Annotated in this window: 16 protein-coding genes and 1 pseudogene; 7 read left to right on the top strand and 10 right to left on the bottom strand. The window is 67.9% G+C overall.

The annotated features are described in order from the left end of the window. The first annotated feature begins 435 nt into the window (after window positions 1–435). Window positions 436–1,209, top strand: a complete 774-nt coding sequence (locus AC5RWQ_RS29850; protein ID WP_494285936.1) for an Mrp/NBP35 family ATP-binding protein — start codon at window positions 436–438, stop codon at window positions 1,207–1,209. A gap of 239 nt (window positions 1,210–1,448) precedes the next feature. Here AC5RWQ_RS29850 and AC5RWQ_RS29845 read toward each other — a convergent pair whose 3' ends face one another. Further along, window positions 1,449–2,261 carry an alpha/beta fold hydrolase gene (locus AC5RWQ_RS29845; RefSeq protein ID WP_494285935.1) on the bottom strand — a complete coding sequence of 271 codons (813 nt, stop codon included), beginning with the start codon at window positions 2,259–2,261 and terminating at the stop codon, window positions 1,449–1,451. 418 nt (window positions 2,262–2,679) lie between these two features. Next, window positions 2,680–2,907 (bottom strand): hypothetical protein, encoded by a 228-nt coding sequence (locus tag AC5RWQ_RS29840; RefSeq protein WP_494285934.1) that lies wholly within the window; start codon window positions 2,905–2,907, stop codon window positions 2,680–2,682. 408 nt (window positions 2,908–3,315) lie between these two features. Between AC5RWQ_RS29840 and AC5RWQ_RS29835 the strand changes: the two genes are divergently transcribed. Continuing rightward, on the top strand, window positions 3,316–3,783 hold the full coding sequence (locus AC5RWQ_RS29835) for a hypothetical protein (RefSeq protein WP_494285933.1): 468 nt from the start codon (window positions 3,316–3,318) through the stop codon (window positions 3,781–3,783). Between the two features lie 70 nt (window positions 3,784–3,853). Here AC5RWQ_RS29835 and AC5RWQ_RS29830 read toward each other — a convergent pair. From AC5RWQ_RS29830 to AC5RWQ_RS29815, 4 genes and pseudogenes are all read right to left on the bottom strand, one after another. Continuing rightward, window positions 3,854–4,671 (bottom strand): annotated as a pseudogene (locus AC5RWQ_RS29830) (IS3 family transposase); the annotation flags it as partial. A 145-nt stretch (window positions 4,672–4,816) separates the two neighbouring features. Further along, the gene (locus tag AC5RWQ_RS29825; protein ID WP_494285932.1) at window positions 4,817–5,101 is read right to left on the bottom strand and encodes a hypothetical protein; all 285 of its coding nucleotides are present in this window, start codon (window positions 5,099–5,101) and stop codon (window positions 4,817–4,819) included. A gap of 298 nt (window positions 5,102–5,399) precedes the next feature. Next, window positions 5,400–5,960 (bottom strand): hypothetical protein, encoded by a 561-nt coding sequence (locus AC5RWQ_RS29820; RefSeq protein ID WP_494285931.1) that lies wholly within the window; start codon window positions 5,958–5,960, stop codon window positions 5,400–5,402. After that, complete coding sequence (locus AC5RWQ_RS29815; protein ID WP_494285930.1) at window positions 5,957–9,157, bottom strand: tetratricopeptide repeat protein; 3,201 nt, start codon at window positions 9,155–9,157, stop codon at window positions 5,957–5,959. Before AC5RWQ_RS29815 ends, AC5RWQ_RS29820 begins: the two co-directional genes overlap by 4 nt. A 494-nt stretch (window positions 9,158–9,651) precedes the next feature. On the opposite strand from AC5RWQ_RS29815, the gene AC5RWQ_RS29810 reads away from it, so the two are divergent. The 4 genes from AC5RWQ_RS29810 (at window position 9,652) to AC5RWQ_RS29795 (ending at window position 12,585) form a co-directional block, all read left to right on the top strand. Beyond that, window positions 9,652–10,431 (top strand): transposase family protein, encoded by a 780-nt coding sequence (locus tag AC5RWQ_RS29810; RefSeq protein WP_494285929.1) that lies wholly within the window; start codon window positions 9,652–9,654, stop codon window positions 10,429–10,431. 148 nt (window positions 10,432–10,579) lie between these two features. Further along, window positions 10,580–11,338, top strand: coding sequence for a CHAT domain-containing protein (locus AC5RWQ_RS29805; RefSeq protein ID WP_494285928.1), 759 nt, complete (start codon window positions 10,580–10,582; stop codon window positions 11,336–11,338). Window positions 11,339–11,751: 413 nt separating this feature from the next. Further along, the gene (locus AC5RWQ_RS29800; protein ID WP_494285927.1) at window positions 11,752–12,084 is read left to right on the top strand and encodes a hypothetical protein; all 333 of its coding nucleotides are present in this window, start codon (window positions 11,752–11,754) and stop codon (window positions 12,082–12,084) included. A gap of 201 nt (window positions 12,085–12,285) precedes the next feature. Further along, entirely contained in the window at window positions 12,286–12,585 is a 300-nt protein-coding gene (locus AC5RWQ_RS29795; RefSeq protein WP_494285926.1) for a hypothetical protein, read from the top strand. A 273-nt stretch (window positions 12,586–12,858) separates the two neighbouring features. Here the strand turns inward: AC5RWQ_RS29795 and AC5RWQ_RS29790 are convergent, their stop codons facing one another. The 3 genes from AC5RWQ_RS29790 to AC5RWQ_RS29780 all read right to left on the bottom strand — a co-directional run bounded on the left by AC5RWQ_RS29790 (window position 12,859) and on the right by AC5RWQ_RS29780 (window position 16,769). Next, window positions 12,859–13,509, bottom strand: a complete 651-nt coding sequence (locus tag AC5RWQ_RS29790; RefSeq protein WP_494285925.1) for an HAD family hydrolase — start codon at window positions 13,507–13,509, stop codon at window positions 12,859–12,861. Between the two features lie 300 nt (window positions 13,510–13,809). Next, window positions 13,810–14,634 (bottom strand): ATP-grasp domain-containing protein, encoded by an 825-nt coding sequence (locus AC5RWQ_RS29785; RefSeq protein WP_494285924.1) that lies wholly within the window; start codon window positions 14,632–14,634, stop codon window positions 13,810–13,812. A 983-nt stretch (window positions 14,635–15,617) separates the two neighbouring features. Continuing rightward, window positions 15,618–16,769 (bottom strand): hypothetical protein, encoded by a 1,152-nt coding sequence (locus tag AC5RWQ_RS29780; RefSeq protein ID WP_494285923.1) that lies wholly within the window; start codon window positions 16,767–16,769, stop codon window positions 15,618–15,620. Between the two features lie 248 nt (window positions 16,770–17,017). On the opposite strand from AC5RWQ_RS29780, the gene AC5RWQ_RS29775 reads away from it, so the two are divergent. After that, window positions 17,018–18,085, top strand: coding sequence for a hypothetical protein (locus AC5RWQ_RS29775; protein WP_494285922.1), 1,068 nt, complete (start codon window positions 17,018–17,020; stop codon window positions 18,083–18,085). 274 nt (window positions 18,086–18,359) lie between these two features. Here the strand turns inward: AC5RWQ_RS29775 and AC5RWQ_RS29770 are convergent, their stop codons facing one another. Then, on the bottom strand, window positions 18,360–19,148 hold the full coding sequence (locus tag AC5RWQ_RS29770; protein WP_494285921.1) for a class I SAM-dependent methyltransferase: 789 nt from the start codon (window positions 19,146–19,148) through the stop codon (window positions 18,360–18,362). Window positions 19,149–19,451: the final 303 nt, after the last annotated feature.

Below are 19,451 nucleotides of genomic sequence, written 5' to 3'. Positions count from 1 at the left end.
CACCTCATCAAGGACCAACTCAAACTCGCCACCCGCATGGGTTGACACACAGAGGCGCTCTTGAGCCTCTCTCCGCCGCGGTGACCGGCGGGACGCACGCCAGATGAGAGCCACACCAACCTGCGGTCGGCAGCCGCGATGAGAGCGACCCCACCGGTCACCTCGACCAAGCCTGGCCGGGCTGCGGTCGTACCACCAGCTAACAGGTAGCCGCGATCCGCGGCTCACGCGGCTTGACGCGCGGAACTGCCGCTCACCGTCCGGATCTGCGGATGAGATGTTCAAGGGGCGATCTCCTATGCCGCCTGCGCGGCGGAGTGAGGCATGACCGAAATCCGGAAGGTGTCCCGCCGAGATCTGACGCGTCATCGCCACTCCACCTGTGCGCGTGAATCGCCGGTCTCGCTGTCGCGCGCGCATTAGTACGGTTACTACATGGACGTACCCGGATTCTCCCGGCAATCGCCGGCGCAACTGCCGATCATCGCCGTCGCCAGCGGCAAAGGCGGCGTGGGAAAGTCGAGCGTCGCGGTCGCGATCGGACGTGAGCTGGCTCGATCCGGCCGTGAGATCGGATTGGTCGACGCCGACATCGCCGGCCCCGACGTGCCGCGCATGCTCGGCCTGCGCCGCGACGTGCCGGCCCAGTCGGTCACCCTCGCGGGGTGGACGCGCGGCGGCCAGGTCGGCTCCGGGCTGGAAGCAATGGAGGTGGACGGCCTCAAGGTCGCGTCCGTGGGCTTCCTCATTGCAGGCAACCAGGGGCTCGCGCTTGGGTCGGACCTGGGCGACCTCATGCTCGGCCGGTTGATCAAGGAAACGAACTGGGGCGATGTCGAGGCCCTCGTCGTGGATCTGCCGCCCGGCATCAGCTTCACGCAGCAGGGCGTGCTTTCTGGTGCCGGAAGGGTGGGAACGATCCTGGTGGTGACGCCGGCCGAGGTCTCCCATCTGGACACGGGTCGGGCCCTCGGCACGCTCCGGGAGGTGCGGACGCCGGTGCTGGGCGGGGTGGAGAACATGGCGTACTTCGAGTGCCCCTGCTGCGGCGAGAAGACCGAGCTGCACGCGCCGGCAGCCGACGAGCGCACCATCTGGGCCAGCGGTGTCGAACGGCTCGCGCGGCTCCCGTTCCGGCCTGACGCGGTGATCGACGCCGCGGATCTCGCCCCCGTCCTCGAGGCGGTGGCGACGCACATCGCAGCGTGACCCGCTCCTGAGGCGCCATCCAGGAGATGGCGCCCGAGCGACGTCCATTCAGTTGGGGAGAGCGGTTAGTCCGCCAAAATCGGGTGCACACATTTGCCGCTGTTAAGGCGCGCCGGTCTCTGGTCGGCTCGTCACCGTCCGTGCCGGCGGTCTGCGTGGCTACGGCATCCGGATCTGCCGAATAGCGGATGTGCTTCAATCCGCTCCGGTTCCGCGGCCATCTGGGGGAGCGCCGGTTCTCAGCCGCTCGTTACCCACGTCAGCATCGCTTGCCAGTGGGCCGGAGACGGCGTGTGGGCTGCGTCCTCGCTGATGCGAATCTTGGCGTTGGGCATCCGTGCGGCGATCAGCGGTGCGTCGGGAACGGCTCGGCCGGGGTCGTGTCGGCCGGCCCAGATGAGGACGCGGCAGGGCACGTCGCGCAGGCCAAACCTCCATGGGCGGATGTCGGTGGCGAGCCAGTCGCCGGCCAGGCCGGCCGCGCCTTGGCGGACACCTTCGCGGTTTGACTCCTCGTGAGGTCGCATCCAGGGGTCCTGGCCCGCGGCAAGCAGTTGCCGGTGCTGCTTGAGCGGATCCTCGGCGTACCATGCGGCGGCGCGGGTTACGTAGCGGCGCCCGAACCCCGGAACGGTCCGCAAGGCCCAGGCCTGAAACCGCTGCCAGCCACGCACCGTGCGCAGTTCCCGATAAGGGCCGGTGAAGCCTGCGGCGACCACCCCGGTCAGTCGATGCGGGAACCGGGCCCCACAGGCCACGGCGTATGGCGCGCCACCAGAGAACCCGATCAGGCCGAAGCGCTCGATCCGCAGAGAGCTCATCAGCGTACCGACGTCGTCAGCGACGCCGAGGAGCGTTGGCTGTCGGACAGGTGTGGACCGACCGTACCCGGGCCGGTCCACGGTGATCAGGCGGACGCCCGCCAACGCCGTGTCGTCCGGGCGGCTGATCCGAGAGCCCGGCGTGCCGTGCAGGAACACCACCGGCGGCCCGGCCGGATCGCCGTACTCCGCCCAGCCCAGGACCCGGCCGTCCGGCAGCGCAAGATCCATATCGCCTCTCCGCTAGACACCCGACGCAACACCCAATACAGCGCATAAACATAGTCGCCGTATTGTCCAGTGTGGCAATGCCGAAGCGCACTCACATGCCGCGATCCGCGCTACGCGGCGTGGCGGCCTATGGTTCCCGCCGTAGACGACGTTGTCGCCATACCAGATGATTGGTCGGCACGCATCCTGGGCCAGCCCGACGGCGTGGTCTCGTTGATTGATGAGCAGGCAGTCCAGATGGAGGTCTTCCATGTCGACACTGCAGTGGCCCGCGATCATATCGAGCGTGTCCGCGCTGCTCGGAGTAGCGATGGGTGGCTTCCTAACCGCACGGGTGCAGAAGCGGCAGTGGGCTCGGGGCCAGCAGATCGAGGCGTGTGCGGCGATCGTGGTCGAGTCGACCCGCGTTCAGCTGTCACTACGTGGGCAATGGAAGCACGACCAGCGCGTCGACTGGATGCCATGGAATGAAGCCCTCGCGAAGATCAGCCTGGTCGCCGACCGAGCGGTCGTCGAGGCCGCGGGCGAGGTAGATGCGGTGTTCTGGCAGCACAGTGACCGCATCGACCGCGGCGAAATCGCCGATGAGGGCCGCGTGGTTCGTGGCGACGGAGCTGATGGAGGCCGCGCGGTTGGCGTTCGTCAATATAGCGAAACGTCACGTTTTGGGCTCAGCGGACCGGCTAGACCGGCTGCCGGTACGCCGGCCAAGCGGCTACATGCCGGGCGTCGGCGGCACTGTGCCCAGCCCGTCCGACCCGCCGTGACCTTGTTCCACCGCGCCGCCTGCCGACCCTGTCGCCCACAGCGGCATCCGCACATCCGCCGAGCGAGCGCACCGGCTTTGCAGTGCATCACCGTCCGTACGCCGAGCCGCCGATTCACCGCGTCTGGAGACGCACGCACGTAGCCGATGAGCGCAAGCCCCCGATGCCACGACCATGGACGTCGTCGGAAATACTGAGGCATGGCGCGGGATGGCTGGATTGCGGAAAGAGTTCGGGAGTTTGGCCAGCTCCGCGGTCAGCAGGTTACAGCTTGGACAGGCGTTGAGATGGCGCTGCGGGAGGAAGTTGCTGCCGGTGGCCCGCAGTTCAAGGACCCCGCCGTGCCATGTCTGCAACTCCTGACCCTAGGTGCCTCACTCGGCGACGGGACCTTCGTGACCGTCGGCACCTACCAGGACGACAGTGCATGGGGCCTGTGGCTGCGCCGGGCAGCTAGCGACTACTCGGCGGACTGCGCGGGTATGGCGGGAATCTATCTCATGCGGACATTGTCGGAGTTGCCCACCGGCGAGGTCGACGGTGTCTCGACCTTCCTGGACGAAGATGTCCTTGCCGAGGTGGTCTTGCACATTCGGGGCCGACCGCTGCTGTTGATGGCGGGTGAACTGTACGAGTCTGCGCAGGAGCGATTGGTGTTCACTCGCTGCGACGAGTCCGTCCTCGTGTTCACTGACCCCTCGGCGGCCGAATCGGTGGACTGGGTTCCCGAACGGCGAGAGCTAACCCAAGGCTGAACCCTGGTGGGGCCATGAGTTCTTGGCGCCGCGCCGTGGGAGCGCATCCTCTTCTGCCGCCGGAGCGTGGGAGCCGGGTGGCATTAGACAGCGCCGCGACGGCCAGGCCTGCCTTCATCCGCGAGTCGATGGAGTAGCCGACGATCCGGCCGGAGTGGACGTCCTTGATCGCGCACAGGTACAGCTTGCCCTCGGCGGTGGAGTGTTCGGTGATTTCGGTCAGCCACAGCCGGTTGGGGGCGTCGGCGGTGAAGCAGCGTTGCACCAGGTCGTCGTGCACCGGCGGCCCGGCCCGCCTCGTGAGGCCCTTGCGCTTGGCGAACACCGACCAGATGCGCTGCTGTGAGCAGAGCCTGGCCACCCGGTTGGCGCCGGCGGGGATGCCGTGGGCGGGTAGTTCGTCGGCGATGAACCGGTACCCGAACGCCGGGTCGTCGGCATGGATGTCCAGGGCGGCGTTGGTCAGGTGCGCATCGTCCCAGTCCCGCTGCGAGACCGGCTCGGCGCGCCATGCGTAGTAGGCCTTCTTGCTGAAGCCCAGCACCGGGCAGGTCACCGCGACGGGGATCCCGTCCGCGGCCAGGTCACCGACCAGCGGGTACGTCATTTTGGGGCGATCTCCTTGGCGAAGAACGCCGCCGCCGTGCGCAGGATCTCGTTCTCCTGCTCCAGCAGCTTGTTACGCCGCCGCAGCTCCCGCAGCTCCACCGACTCGGAACTGGTGGTGCCGGGGCGGATCCCGTCGTCGGCGTCGGCGATCTTCAACCAACGGTGCAGGCACGACTCGGAGATCCCGAAGTCCTTCGCGATCTGCGCGATCGGGGCCTCACCCTTGCGGGCGACCGCGACCACGTCACGGCGGAACTCCGGCGGGAACGCTTTCGGCATGACAGACATCCTTCCAGCGAGGAACGCATCCTCACAGGTCAGGAGTCAACCGAACCGGGGGCAGCCCCGTGGGGCGACTACGCCTCCGGCAGCCTGCCTATGCGCAGCAGATCCGCCAGATCAGTGGCGTCACGGACGTCGTTCTTCACCCGTCGGTAGGCGAACCTTTCACCCCCAACGGATGCGCCAAATGCACCCGCGCGCCCGCAGCTGCCAGCACGTCCGCCGCCCAGTACCAGCCGTAGGTGGCCTCCAGGACCACCTCCGGGTCCGGGCCGGCCTTGGCGATCTCCAACCCGAGCGCGACCGGGTCGTTGTCGATCCGCACCGTGTCGAGCTTTTCGCCCGTCTCGGTCATCCGCACGATCGCCGACCTGCGGCGATGCAGATCGATACCCACGATCTGTCGACCGTCGTACTCTGCCTGCATGAGCGGCCTCCTTCGTCGTGAGACGTGAGCACCCCGAGCACCCCGCCCGGGACCCACGAGGAGCGAGGCCCCGCTCCTTCATGCCATCACGCTTAGCCTGCCCCTGCAGCCTGCGTCGTCACCCGGCCGAGCCGCGCAATGGGCTGGTTTGCCCCGCCGCAATGTCGTCGGTGGTGATGAGGACGGGCGGGCAGTATGTGGCGGTTGCGTCGAGGCTGCCTATAGCGAGTCTGTGGCCGACGCTGCTCGCGATGGCCCGATCTTCCAAGCCTGCTCGCAGGACGAGCGCCTCTTGATGCTATTCGTCGGCCGCCGACTGCAGTGTGACCGTGCCACCAACGCGGACGCCGGCCTTGGCGAGCCGGTGCCGCAGCGCGAGCCACCATCCTTCGGGCGAACGGCTCGTCAGCAGTGCCCGGGTCCTTGGCGGCCGCCAGAGCACTGGGCTCAGCAGCAGCAGTTGCAGATCGTCGATGGGCCATCGGTCGGCGACTTCAACTATCACGATGAGATCCGACAACCCGTCGTAGGGACTGGGCTCTGGGCTCCAGATGGGCTCACCGGCGTGTCGGGCCATCCACACTGTCCAACTCTCATCCGCTGATGCGGTGGCGAACCCTCCCAGCTTGTCCGTCCCGCACACCAACAGGACTGACAGGGCGGATGCGGGATCGTCTCGCCAGGCGGACAGCTGGCACAGACTGCTACGGCCCAATCGGGCTGCCCGGTCGATTGCTGGTGGCTCGAATCGGTACGCCGGGCGTTCATCATGAACGTGCATGTCTCCGCACTGCACGGCGTAGACGCTGCTCCCCGCCTCGGCATGGATCCGCTGCTCATCGCCTTGGGGGCTGGTCATTCCGGGCCTTCCTGAGCGCTGTGGTGACCAGCCGCGCTGGTGCGGTCGATCAGCTGCAGCACCTGGGTCCGGAGCTCGTTCGCGGCCGTCAGGTCGGCGGAGAAGACCTCGGGCAGTAACGCTGCCTGAGATTCGTAGATGGCGATCGCTTCCTCCGCCGCAGCGCGCGCCTCGGCAAGTGTGGCCTCGTCTCGCACCAGCATCGATGCGAGCACACGCAGGCTCTGGGCGAGGTCGGGGAGGAACTGCGCAGGCAGCCTCTCGGCGGCCGTACGGAACATCGCCACCGAAGCGGCGGATGCGGCCCGCCCTTTCGCCAGCTGGCCGAGCGCGGTGAGTTGCTCGCCCAGATTTCGCATCGCCTCGGCGAGCTTTGGTTCGTGCATGAGTGGACGTTGCCTTGCTACCGGCCCGTATAGATCGATGGCTTCTTCGATGCATGCAAGCGCCTCGCGATGACGGCGGAGGTCGGATAGTCGCTCCCCGAGGTTGTTGAGCGACTCGGCGAGAGTCGGCACCAGTCCCTCGTGGTCTTCGGCGACTAGGCCGCGGAGGATTACGGCGTCCTCATTCGCGGCCGCCAGGGCGTCGTGGTGGCGGGCGAGTCTCGCGTACACGATCGACAGGTTATACAGAGACATCGCGTACTGCGGGAGGTTGTCGGTCGGCTCTGTTTCGGCCAGTTTGCGGAAAATCTGCACGCTTTCTTCGGCAGCGGCCATTGCCTCGGCACTGCGCCCGACCTCGTTCAATCGGTTGCTGTAGCAGCTCAGGCAGTCGGCAAGCTCCGAACTGTATAGCCCGGGATTCGCGCTGGCCAGGCCGCGGAATGTCTCAAGGGCCTCCACGCTGTATCGCAGTGCCTCGTGTCGATAGCCGGCTCGCGCATACCAGATGCTGAGGTTCCATACCGTACGGGCGAGGCGCGGCTGGTGAGCGGCTGGAGTGTCGGCCGCTAACTTGCGGCGCAGTACCAAACATTCCTCCGCGGTTGCAATTGCATCCTCGTGGCGGCCCATTTCGGACAGGTCTACCGACAGGTTGTTGAGCGACATGGCCAAGTCGGGGAGGTAGGCGCCGGGATTGTGAGCCGCGAGTCTGCGATCGATGGCGACCGACTCATCCGAGCAGGCCAGCGCCTCTTCAAGCCGGCCCGCTTCGGAAAGTGCGAAGCCGAGGTTGTGCACCGCGGCTGAAAGACCGGGCAGGTGGACGTCTGGCTCGGCAGCAGCAAGAGCGCGGTACAACTCCACCGCTTCCTCCGCGTAGCGTGCCGCTTCCACAGGCCGAAACAGTTCGAGCATCCGGGAGCCGAACGCGTCGAGTGCAGCGGCGAGATCGGGCAGGTGCCTGGCGGCGTCGGACGATGCCAATAACCGGTAGGTGTCCAGCGCCTCCTGCGCGGATGGCAGCGCGTCGTCCCACCTGCCCACGTCGGTCAGGTATACCGAGAGGTTCTGCAACGCGGTCGCCAGCTGCGACATGTGCGCGGCCGGGTCCCCGGCGGCCAGCTCCCGGTCTATCGTGACGGCCTCCTCAGCACAGGCAAGCGCATCTTCGTGCCGACCCAGATCCGACCAGGCGATGCCGAGCTGGTGCAGCGCCGACGAGAGTCGTGTCCGATAGTTCTCCGGATCTCGTTCGGCCAGCCGCCGGAAGGTTGCGACAGCATGCCTGGCGGAGGTAGCGGCGTCCTCGTTCAAGCCCACGTCGGTCTGCCGGGAACCCAGCAGCGTGTAGATCTCCGCCCGCACCGCATCGTCAGTCTCGACGGCCAGCCGGTGATCACTGAGCCGTCTTGTCAGCGCGGCAGATCCGACCGCCAGATCGACATTGCGTCCCTTGGGCAGCTGCGGCTCGATGGATTCGAGCAGCCCGATCGGGATGTCCGGCAGTTGGACGAGGCGGGCCAGCGCGGCGCCGCCCGCTTCGAGTGCCAGCTGTGGGTTGTCGATGAGGAGTGGCTTCAGGATGCCTCGAGTCAAGTGCGGCCATCGCTGCGCGGCTTCGATCAGAACGGTGAGGGTGGGCCGCAGCCAGGGTTGGTGCGGCCTGTCCGACGGCGTGAGCAGCCGCGCTGGCGCAGCTTCGGCCCAGACGTCAGGCGCGTAGTCAAGGTTGGTGTGGCCTGGCGTCTGCAGGCCGAGGAAATCCTCGCCGAGCCGATCAGGGTAGAGCGGTTCCAGCATTAATGCCGGGTCGGCCGGCGGGTAGCAGACCGCGTGGTCGTCGAGGGTGGTGTCCACCGAGCCGTCGATGACCGCGGCGACGCGGGTGAGTGCCGCCACCGCATCGCCGCGGGGGAGGCGACCGGTCAGGATGGCGGTGTACACGGTCCGCGCCATCGTCCCTGGCGTGGTAGTGAACGACGCGGCGTGGGTGGACAGGTTGTACCAGTAGTCGTGCTCGCGGTCGAGCAGGTAGGACGACAGACCGACCGGGTCGGTGGGCAGTGCCGCACCGCGTGCGTGGGCGTCCACCGCGACCAGGGCGGCCATATGCAGCGTCAGCGCTAGCTCGAACATCTCGGCGTCCAGGTTGGCTGGCGTACGCACGGCCTCGCCATCGACCTTGAAGATGGCGGCGAACCGGTCCCGCGCCGACGCGAAGGCATCCTGCCGGTCGGCGCCGGTCCGCGTGAGTGGCTGCAGCCGGATGACGCCACCGACCGGGACGTCGTCCGCGCCGAACCGTTGGCGCAACGACGGCCACCAACCTTCGGCAGAACGGCTCACGAGCAGGACTCGGGCGCGATCCGACCTGTTGAGGATCGGGTTCTGCATTACCATCTGCAGGTCCCCGGCAGGCCATCGATCGGCGTAGTCCACGATCAACAGCAGGGTACTGCCGGGGTCACCTGGCGCTACCACCCTGCGCCCGGTCGGGTCGCTGACATGGTGGCCGCTCCACACCGTCCAGTCGCGATCCGCGGATTCTAGGCCGAACGTGGTGGCGAGTCGGGTCTTACCCTGACCCCCTGACCCATGCAGCAGGAACACCGACGGGCCGGGAGTCGGGTCGTCCCGCCATTCGGCCAGGCGCGCCAGCTCGTCGCGGCGCCCGGTGAACGGCACCACCCGGTTCTCCGCCGCAAGCAGGCGGCTCGGCTGCAAGCGTGCGAGCTTCTCGTCGAGCGACGGTGGCCGTCGTGCGAACGGTTCGAACCGGTAGACCGGATGGCCAGCCCGAATGTGCATGTCACCATGCTGTAGCGCGTACACGGCCGCACTGGGCTCTGCGAGGATGTGCTGTCCGCCGTCGGCATTCATGGGTCGGGTGACCGGCTTTCAGGTACGTCGCGATGATGACCAGCACTACACCGTGTCATGGCGAAGCCCGCCCGGCCATCCCCCGAAGGGCGACCCGATTAAGCATGAGAGGGTCGATTCTGGCCGATGCACGGGACGAGGACGCTGTAGCGGGATCATGAGCGCCAGGCGGCGCGGCCAAGGTCGCGATCCGGCACCTGTGGACCCGTGTCCCGGGAGGCGGGGGCGGCGGGCCGTCTTCGCCAAGCGCTGGGCTTACGGGCGGAAGACTTCGGCGCGAGACGCTCGACGCCGCGGTCGTGTGCTGGGCGCTCATCAGCCCAGACACTCCCCGCAACCAGCGGTACTTCGCCGGTGTTTGCTAAGGGATGTCTCGTAACCCCGGCGTCTGTCTGCTGAGGACGATCGGTCAGGATGCCTGGGTGCAGGTGATCACCGCAGCCCACTCTGACTGGATCTTTCCGTTCACGGGGCTGCAGCCCGCTCAGTTCCGCCGGCTGGTCCGGCTGGTCGCTGGGCGTGGCGGTGACGCCGTCGCTGATGGCCGGCCGGGCAGGCAGTGGGCCCTTGACCTCGCCGACCGGGTTCTGCTGGTGGCCACCTACTGGCGCACGAACCTGACCATGCGCCAGATCGGCCCGCTGTTCGGGGTGTCGCATTCCGCGGCGCACCGGGTCATCGACACCCTCGGCCCGCTACTCGCACTCGCGCCGGTGCGCCGGCGGCCGGTCGACCAGATCGCCATCGTCGACGGCACCCTGATCCCCACCCGCGATCACCGCGTGGCCGCCCGGAGCAAGAACTACCGGTACTCGACCAACCTGCAGGTCGCCATCGACGCCAGCACCCGCCTGGTCATCGCCATCGGCGACCCACAGCCCGGCAACCGCAACGACACGATCGTCTACCGCACCAGCGGCATCGAGGAGAAACTGGACGGGCGGCCCGTCATGGCCGACGGCGGCTACCGCGGCAACTCCGAGGTGATCATGCCGTACCGCAAGCCCACCGACGGCGGCGACCTGCCGGACTGGAAAGAAGAGCTGAACACCCACCACCGCACCGTCCGCGCCGGAGTCGAACATGCCCTGGCCAGGATGAAGTGCTTCAAGATCCTGCGCGACTACCGCCGCGCCGCCCACACATTGGCCCATGCCGCTTCCGGCATCGCCAACCTCCACAACATCATCCTGGCCGGCTGACCGCCGGGCCGACGCCGGGCAACGCCTTCACCCAGTTACGAGACGTCCCTTAGGCCCACACCCTGTCCTCAACGTATATGGGACCACTGAATGGCAGATTTCGACTGCTAGCGTGGCGCGAAAGGCCCGATCGCTTGCGGAGGTGGGCATGGGCGACTTGGAACCAACTGATACTCACGGCGGCCTGACGGACGAGCGCTCCCAGCCGTGGATCCAGCAAAACACGGCAGGACCGAACGCCGCCGTCTACGCCGTCCAGAGCGGCAACTTCGTAATGCACGGCGACAAAACCAAGCCCGAGGCCAACCGCGAGCAGCCGCGCCTTCGGATTCTGCTACTCGCCGCCAATCCGGCCAGCACGTCGCGTCTTGCGCTCGACGAGGAGGCGCGGGAGATTACCGAAAAGCTTCGGCTGGCGCGTGATCGGGACAACTTCAACCTCATCACCCGCTGGGCCGTGCGTCCGGCTGACCTCCTGCAGTACCTCAACGAGCACAGCCCGCAAATCGTGCACTTCAGCGGACACGGCGACGCCGCCGGCGAGATCGCACTAGCCGCCGGCAACGGCGGCAGCCGGTCGGTCACCACGGCAGCGCTCGCCGAACTTTTCCGGATCATGAAGGACGGTGTCCGCGTCGTCGTGCTTAACGCGTGCTACTCCGCCGTTCAGGCACAGGCGATCGGGCAGCACATCGACCACGTCGTCGGCATGCGGGAACCGATCGACGACCGGTCGGCCACGATCTTCGCCGCCGCGTTCTACTCCGCCCTCGGGTTCGGCCGGACCGTACGCGAGGCGTTCGAGCAGGGTAAAACCGCATTGATGCTGCATGGCATGCCCGATCACGACGTTCCGCAGCTGATCACGCGCGCCGGGGCCGACGCCCGCCTGACCATCGAAGGGTGACAGCCGCCGGGCGACGCGTCGCAGAGTCATTCGCCGTGGCCTGTGCGGGGTGAGACTGGTCATCTCCGACGCCCACCGCGGCCTCGTAGGTGCGGTCGGTCTCGCATTTGGGCCGTCACGGGGCGGCGACGCTTGGACGAGCTGGCGCCGCACAAGCTACTGGCCGCCTTCGACACGACCCCGCCGGACGGGCCTGCACCCCGGTGGTATCGAGGCGAGGGGCGCGGACGACCGCTGCTCAGCCTCATCCGCGGGCGGCTGACCGACCGGTTCTGCCATATCGCACGGGTGGTGGGTTGTCGGTCAAGCAAAGGGGGTCGATGCTGGAACGGCCAGACCACGAACAAGTTTCCAGAGGGCCCGATGCTGGCTGTGTGCCGTTGACAGTCACGATTAACCCGGAGGGATACCAGGTGGGATTCTTCAGCAGAAAGCCGAAGGTTGTCGTATGCGAGATGTGCGGCAAGTCGGACGCCGTAGGTTGCGGTTCCGCTCACAACCACGTCGAGGAGATCAGGGGCGACCAGCCGGCCTGGCTACCTGCGCACCTTCGCACGCAGGCCCAAGGCGAGTACACCTGGCTTTGCGTCCGGTGCAATTCCTTTCCGGCGATGAAGTGGCCGCATAGCGGTGGCGCTTCGGCAGGGATGATGATTCACCTGGGCCTCGCGCATTACGTCGGCTATTTGAAGGGCATGGGCAGTTCGGCTCCCCGCTTCGAGATGATCCCGGTTGACTCGGCCTAAACGCGCCAAAGCTCCCCCGTCGCCCCGCGTCTGACGTTGAAACGTCGCAGGCTGAGCTGAGGATAGGTCGATCAGGTCGGCCAGTTCTACGCCAGCCTCGTCCAGCCGTCTCAGCACCGTCGCGGACCCGGGCGGTTTGGTGGCGCCGGCCCCTTCTACGGCCTGCACTCGCTAGTGGACTGGGATATGGGTCTGTGTGGCATGCCGGACACCACCATGTTGGCCAGGCCGTTTTCCGCCGAGCCGGGGCGGGTGTACGAGGATTGGCTGGCCGAGGTGGCGCCAGCCGATGAGGACGAGCCGTACTGCGGAACGTTGGCGCTCAGCGACCAGGGCTGCGGTTACCTATCGCTTCTTGTCGTCAGCGGACCGGCGCGTGGACGGGTCATCGATAACTGCGAGAGCAAAGAAGGTCCGGTCTTCACTGGGGATCGGGACTTCCTGTCGTGGTATGAGAGATGGTTGGACGCTGTCCTGGCAGGCGAGCGGCATTTTCGCTAACGGCGCGCTGATCCGGAGGCTGGGGCGCAGGGACGGCATCCGCAAATGCCGCGATCAGGGCGCTACGGAGGTCTACGTGACCGCTCGGGGCTCACGGTGCGGATCTGCCGAGAACAGTGCGTCTGGCTGCACCGGCGTCATGGAGGTCGCGCACCAGCCGGCGTACCACGGCCAGCAGGTCGCAGCGGCTTCGCCGTAGCCTGCGGTGCTGCTCATGAGCGCCAAGGGCTTCTCCGTCCGTGGTGCGGTTGATGCTGTGGTGGTCGTGAGTGGTCAGGCTGTGTTCAGCAGAGCCGGGAGTTTGCGCATGTCGTCGAAGACCACCGTGTCCGGGCCTTCCAGCCGGTGCGCGGGGGTCAATCCGCCGGCATAGCCGAAGCAGCGCATTCCGGCGGCGCGGGCCGCTTGGACTCCGTACTGGCTGTCCTCGACTACGACGCACGCCGCGGGTGGGACGCCCATCGTCGCCGCCGCGTGCAGGAACAGGTCGGGGGCGGGCTTGCCGTGCGCGACCTCGGTCGCGCTGAAGATGCGGCCGTCGAAGCGGGGATACAGGCCGGTGCGGCCCAGGGTGTGGCGCATCTTCTCGTGCGTACCGCTGGAGGCCACGCACGTCGGCTGGGTGATCTCATCGAGCGCGTCGTTGATCCCGTCGACGGCGGTCAGTCCGGCGTCCACCGCTTGGCGGTGTGCTAGGTCGAACCGGTCCGCCCAGGTGGCAGCCACGCCCTGTCCGAGGCGGGCCGCGATCTGTTCACCGATGGACGTGCTGGACCGGCCGATGAAGCGCTCGATGACCTCTGCCTCGGTCAGTGGCCAGCCCAGTTCCGCGCCGAGCGCGATGTTGACGCGGACCGCGATGCGCTCGCTGTCGACCAGCACCCCGTCGCAGTCGAAGATGACAAGCCCGATCGGATTGATCATCCGGACAGGCTAGTCGAGTGGGTGGGGCGAACCTGGGGGCATCCACGGTCCCCGAAGGCGCCGGATCGCCGTCACCGCCGAGGTGGTGGCCAACTCGGACAGGTCGACCACGTTGCGAGGCAGCACCAGCGGCCGGTGCACGACCGGGGCCGAGAAGGACGCCCCGCTTCTGCCGCCGAGCGGGTGCGCCCTGCCGGGCGGTCGTCAGTGCCCCCGACGCTGTCCGGGTGCCTCCTCGGCGGCGACGTCTTGGCTGGCGTCGAGGCGGACGTTGTTGGCGATGTTGGTCATCGTGGGCTGCTATCCGACGGGGGTGGGCGGTCTTGTGAACGCATGGTCGCGAGGAGTCAGGCGGTGGCGTGGTCCGGCCGCCCGAAGCACCACGTCGAGGACCTGGTCGGGGTTCGCGGCGTAGCTTGTGCTGAACCAGGCCATGTTCGCCTCCACCACGGCCCAGTGTTCGTCGCCGCGGTCGGCGTTGCTGGCCAGACCGACGTCGACGACGACCGCGCTGGGCAGGCTGTCAGCGCAGGCGTCGAGCAGGCTGGCGGCGAAGTCGAGCACGGCGACGCGGTGCGGGCAGGCGTCGAGGGGGGCCGGGTCGAGCCGTCCGTTGATGGCGTAACGGCTAGCGGCGTGCACTGTGGCGTCGAGGACGAACAGCCGGTACTCCACCAGGAACGTCACGATCTCGCTGACCAGCACGGGAGTGTCGGCGGGGTAGCTCTCCGCACGGGGCAGGCGGGAGCCGTCGGCGTAGACGCCGGCCGTCAGGGTCTTGTCTCGGGGCGGCTTGACGAACATCGGCGTACGGGACCAGCGCGCGTCGCCGAGGGTGGTGAGGGTGATGTCGCGGCGGGTGTACTCGTACGGCAGCTGCACCAGCCAGTCGTCGGCCGGTTCGAGCATTGCCAGGTCGAGGTCCGGGGCGACCGCAGCAGCGAAGGTCGGTCCGCCGTAGAGGTGCCCTCCCCGGGCCTGCCGCAGCTGAGCTGGTACTGACGGGTTGGGCAGATGCTCCACCGCCAGGCCCCGTCGCCGCGCCGATTCAGCAAGCAGCTTGGCGGTCCTGTCGAGGCGCGGCGGCAGCACCAGGAAGTCAGCGACCGGGACGGCGATGGTCATGACTGACGATTCTCAGGATCCGCCACGTTGCCGTCGCCTGATTATCCTCGCCGCACCCGATGGGAGGGGCGCGTTGCCACCCTCGCACCGCCCACCGAGCGAGCGTCTTGAGGCGTCGCGGCACACGACGGCCCCTGGACACCAGTTGCATCCTCATCTGCCGCCGACCAGGCGTCACGGTCCGCCTCTCGAGTGGTGGGGCAGCGACCACCTGACCCTCTCGAGATGAGTGCGCAGCGATGGGGCGTGACCCTTAGGCGATACCGAGCGCAGATCAGACGAATCAGAGGCCCGGCGTCGCCAGCGGCGAGCCGGGCCGCTGCCTCGGCGGGCGTGTCGTCGTAGCCTGGCCGGGCCATGAGCACGGACTGAAAGAAGTGGCCCTTCTCCTCGTCCGGGTCATCGTCCGCGGCGAACGGCCGCCATAGCGCGAGGTACAGCTTTCGCGCGGTGAACCCGTCGTCGTCCTCGTTCGGCGCGATGTCGACCTGACGACGTAGCCGCTGCACGACCTCCGGCGCGGGCAGTCCGAAGACACCAACATCGCGGTACCGCACCAGGTCTTGCTCTTGCGGACGCCACACCTCGATCGCGTTGACCCCGCCCCGTGTTGGCCCGACCCCGAAGCCCACGCTGAACCCCAGCCCGTTCGGCAGGCGCACGGCCAGCTCGCCGTGGGCCGTTAGGCGTCAGCCGATCGAGCGTTTCGAGCGCCCCCACGGGCCTCGTCGATCGTCATCCCGAGCCATAGCGGGCCTACCCCGCGCGGTGGATCGACCACGGACTCCATCAGCTGATCATCGCAGCCGCTCATGGGCGTAAGCGATCCGGACCAGTGCCGCCAACGCCTCGTACGTCGCGGCGCACTCCATTGCTGCTGCTCGGGCGCCGCTCGGCGGTGCCGTCGGACTTGCGGTGTGAGTACATCCGATCATGTCGAGCCGACGGGCGACTGAGTCCTGCCTTCGGGAGTGCGTCGCGTGCTAGCCGTTCTCGCCACCCGCGTCGTGACGACCCCGCTTCTTCGGCCGCACGAGCCCGGCAAGGCCCGCTCCGAGATGCTTGGCGCCGCCGAGGACGCCCTTTGCGGCCGTCAGCGCCTGCGGCTCGTCCGGGATCCCGTCTCCGTCGAGGTCCACGCTGCGGAACGGCCGGGAGACGGTACTGGCGGCCGTGGTGACGCCGCTGCCCACGGCGGTCGCGGCGCCGCCGACCCAGCCTCCGGTCGCCTGCGCGGCGCTCTCGAGCGCGAGCAGCGCGCGGCTCGGCTCGTCGCCCTTGTCCGGCTTCTCCTTCACCTCGACGGCCAGGTGGTCCGGGAATGCTTCGGGAGCCGGAGGGAAGGCGCCCTGAGCCGCGACGACGACTTCACGTCCGAAGACGAACCGCGACGCGCTGCTCAGGACGGCGCCGGCGCTGAGCTCGACGGCCGTCTGCCCCCGTTTGCCGAGCCGCCCGCGGAGGTCTTCGAGCTTGCCGCCCTGGATGCTCTGCACCAGTGACTTCGCCCCGTCGCCGGGCAGGGAGCCGGCCAGCGTGCTCGCCCAGTGGGACCAGTCACCGCGTCCATCCGCAATGCGCTGTCCCATGTCGACCGCCCACGGTGGCGAAGCCTTGGCAAGGTCGGTGGCGAAGGAGGTGATCTGGGCCTGGCTCACCCGGCTGTTCGAGAGGCCGTACACGAGCGCCTTCGCCTGGTCCTGGTCGTAGGTCAGGCCATGAATGTCCGCGAGGGCGAGCCCGAACATCGCGGTGATCTCGAACTGCAGCTGCTCGTCCGCGGCGGGCAGCAGATTTGCCGCCGCCGCGGTTTTGGCCAGACCGATCGCCGCGGCCTTGACACCGGCCTTGACACCGGTCGTGGCGGCGCCGCCGCCCGGAATGAAGCTGACTGCGATGCCGCCAGCTGTCACGATCCCGCCCGCAACGCTGATCGCGGTCACGTACTGCCGCTCGAGCGCCTTGATGATCTCGGCGGGCGTGGCGTCCGGTTTCCGTCGGCGCACCCAGCGAACGTACTTCCGAGCGATCGCCTTGCGACCCCTGACCGCTTCCGCGATCTCCCGCTCGGCGTCCTCGTCGATGAGTTCCGCCTCGAGGGTGATCTGCTCGAGATCCTGGCTGGGCTCGGTCATCGGACTCCTTCGCGTGTTCGGCAAGCGACTGCAGGATATTGGGCCTCACGAAATTAGCGACTGCAGACGAGTCCTGCTGACCCGGATCCGTACCCCCGCATCAGCTTCGCCGCCGGTTGTACCTCGGCTATGGTCGGATGCACGCTTGCCGCTGGCGCGGTCATGCCAAATCGAGGGCGTTGGTCGCAGTCTCATCCTGGCCTACGGCACGGCTACGACTCCCTGAGACCGAACGCTAAGATCGCCGGATGCTGTTCAAGGCGGACCTGGGCAAGCGGGTCGAGAACCTAATCGGCGCGGTGGACAACCGCGACGACAAGCGGTTCTTCGCGGCCCTGCAGGGCATCGTGGGCGCCACGCCGAAGGCGCGCCCTGATCAGGTCGACGCGGCCTTGGCCAGGTTGACCTCGGTGCTCGCCGAGATCCCGCTCGGGATGGGCGGCGACCTGGCCCAGATTGCCGGCAGCATGGTGGACTACGGCACCGATGCGGCGGCGGTGGTGGTGCCGACGCTCGTCAGGCGGGCCACCAACGCGATGGAGCAGGCGGCACGCTTCGCCGAGTTGTACGGTGCGGTGTTCGGGAATCTGCCCGACCCCGATGATGCGGAGCAGATCGGCCCGACCATCGAGCGGTTCGTCGAGACGGCGCCCAACCGGGGGATGGCCCAGTCGGACGCCTATGACCTGGTGCAGGCGTGGTTCTCCGGCGGCAACTGGGTTCAGCCGGTGCTGTACCTCGCGCAGCGCAAGAACGTGCGGGCCGTGCTGCCCGAGCGACCGCGGCTCACCGCCGCCATCGACGCGACGCGTGAGCACATCGGCACGGCGCGTTGGTTGTACGGGCTGCTGCTTGTCCTGGACGACGAACCGCTGGTCGTGCTGCATCGTGCGACCCGACGCGGCTATCGGGTGACGATAAGCGGCGTCGGCGACAACTTTCAGCTGCACACGCTGCTCGCCGCCGCCCTGATCGGCGACGAGTCGCAGGGCCTGGTGCCGGGCCAACGGCCGAGCGCCCCGGAGATCGCGGCGGCCTCCGACGGCGAGGACCTGACTCCGGCAGGCGGCATCCGAGGCAACTTCAACCTGGTCGACGCCCACGGCGAATGGATCTGGAACGAGGGCCGTCCCGCCGATATCCCGAAGGTGGAAGGAAAGCGGGTCGTCGTCATCGATCCGCCGCCGTACCCGCGCAGCTGGAACGCCGGCCGACCATACCCGTTGATGCGCCCGACGGTAACCGTGGATGGCCTGCTGCCGGCCGATGAGGCCGCGCACTGGCTCGACCTGGTCAAACCTTCGCAGCGCGGGTAGGCACCCACACGATTCTGGCCCGACAGCGCCATGAAACCTTCGCGCAGAGGGCGGCTGGCCCCACGGACGCCGACGCCCGCTAGTTGAGCTGCCCAGTATGTGCCATCTCGAATGGTTGCGGCCGGCCTTCGCTCCTACCGCCCACCGGGTGCCACACTACGTGCCGAGTGAGTGACAGTGAGCTGTTTTCAACCTGACTGGTGCGGGCTCTTGGACGAGTGGAACACGAAGGTCGCGGAGGTGGGGCGGCTGTAGTTGGGGAGAGGCACGGCTGTCAATCGGGCGTGCCAAACTGCAGCCAGACGCGGACCCGCTCGGTGACCTTGTCGCGCCCCCCGAGGGCGTCGCGGACCTCGGCGGCGAACGCGGCCCGGCCCTGCGGGGAGGGCAGCCTATCGGGCGACAAAGCGGAGAAGACGCCGCCAACCATGTCGTCGACGGTGAGCGGTGCGTCGTACTGCACTGACGACTCCGCGTATCGGTAGCCGGCGCGAACGAGGGCGTCCTGGTTGCGTCGGCGGCCGTCCTCATCGGTTTGGCACGTCGCTGTGACGGGGTGCCCGAGCAGCTGTTCCAGGCATTCGCGCAGTGCCCCGGACCACTCGGCGTCCTGCAGCCACAGCGGCGCGCCGTTAGTGACCACGGCGACGCCGCCGCCGGGGCGCAGCAGCGGCCGGGCGGCATTGAACAGCGTGTCGCGGTCCATGAAGTGGATAGCGACAGCGACGGTCAGCGCGCCGATCGTCCGTTCGCCGAGTAGCCGGCCCAGCGCGGGCAGGTCGCTGTCCGCGCCGAGCAGCCACGTGGCGTTGGCTCTTGCAGCGTTGTGGGCGGCCTGGCGGGCCAAGGCCAGCATGTCCGGCTCCGGGTCCACGCCGATGACGGCCCCGACCCGGGCGGCGAGTGGGAGGCTCAACTGGCCGGTGCCGCAGCCGAGGTCGACCACCCTGTCGCCGGCGCCGAGACCGAATGCTCCGACGAGGGCGTCGAGGACCTGGGGCGGGTAACCGCGTCGGTGCCTCGCGTAGTACGTCGCCACCTCACCGCTGAAGCTCGCTCTCATTTCGACAGCCTGCCCACGGCAGATGGCGGGAAGCGAGCGATTCTGCTCAGGGGCATGGTCAACGTGTTGATGGGGCACCCGAACCAGAGGGTTTACTGCTTGCGTGACGCCACGACGGGGTCCTCGGTCCGGGGAGAGCCGTAGCCATAAGGTTGTTCTCAAGCCGAGTAGCGCTGGGGTCTGCTGCACCGGTAGGTGACATCTGAGATGGCTTGCCCTGGTGGCGGGCTGGAAGGATGTTGCTGTGCCCAAGCCCTACCCTCGTGAGTTCCGCGATGATGTTGTGCGGGTGGCCCGTGACCG

Source organism: Micromonospora sp. BS32, assembly GCF_059089345.1.
This window is presented reverse-complemented; position numbering and strand designations above follow the sequence as displayed.

What these genes read in the sequence shown, in the direction of transcription:
- AC5RWQ_RS29775 (WP_494285922.1), top strand. Translation starts at nt 17,018, where the DNA reads ATGCTGTTCAAGGCGGACCTGGGCAAGCGGGTCGAGAACCTAATCGGC.
- AC5RWQ_RS29825 (WP_494285932.1), bottom strand. Translation starts at nt 5,101, where the DNA reads ATGCAGGCAGAGTACGACGGTCGACAGATCGTGGGTATCGATCTGCAT.
- AC5RWQ_RS29835 (WP_494285933.1), top strand. Translation starts at nt 3,316, where the DNA reads ATGGCGCTGCGGGAGGAAGTTGCTGCCGGTGGCCCGCAGTTCAAGGAC.
- AC5RWQ_RS29805 (WP_494285928.1), top strand. Translation starts at nt 10,580, where the DNA reads ATGGGCGACTTGGAACCAACTGATACTCACGGCGGCCTGACGGACGAG.
- AC5RWQ_RS29785 (WP_494285924.1), bottom strand. Translation starts at nt 14,634, where the DNA reads ATGACCATCGCCGTCCCGGTCGCTGACTTCCTGGTGCTGCCGCCGCGC.
- AC5RWQ_RS29795 (WP_494285926.1), top strand. Translation starts at nt 12,286, where the DNA reads ATGCCGGACACCACCATGTTGGCCAGGCCGTTTTCCGCCGAGCCGGGG.
- AC5RWQ_RS29815 (WP_494285930.1), bottom strand. Translation starts at nt 9,157, where the DNA reads ATGCACATTCGGGCTGGCCATCCGGTCTACCGGTTCGAACCGTTCGCA.
- AC5RWQ_RS29770 (WP_494285921.1), bottom strand. Translation starts at nt 19,148, where the DNA reads ATGAGAGCGAGCTTCAGCGGTGAGGTGGCGACGTACTACGCGAGGCAC.
- AC5RWQ_RS29820 (WP_494285931.1), bottom strand. Translation starts at nt 5,960, where the DNA reads ATGACCAGCCCCCAAGGCGATGAGCAGCGGATCCATGCCGAGGCGGGG.
- AC5RWQ_RS29845 (WP_494285935.1), bottom strand. Translation starts at nt 2,261, where the DNA reads ATGGATCTTGCGCTGCCGGACGGCCGGGTCCTGGGCTGGGCGGAGTAC.
- AC5RWQ_RS29790 (WP_494285925.1), bottom strand. Translation starts at nt 13,509, where the DNA reads ATGATCAATCCGATCGGGCTTGTCATCTTCGACTGCGACGGGGTGCTG.
- AC5RWQ_RS29850 (WP_494285936.1), top strand. Translation starts at nt 436, where the DNA reads ATGGACGTACCCGGATTCTCCCGGCAATCGCCGGCGCAACTGCCGATC.
- AC5RWQ_RS29780 (WP_494285923.1), bottom strand. Translation starts at nt 16,769, where the DNA reads ATGACCGAGCCCAGCCAGGATCTCGAGCAGATCACCCTCGAGGCGGAA.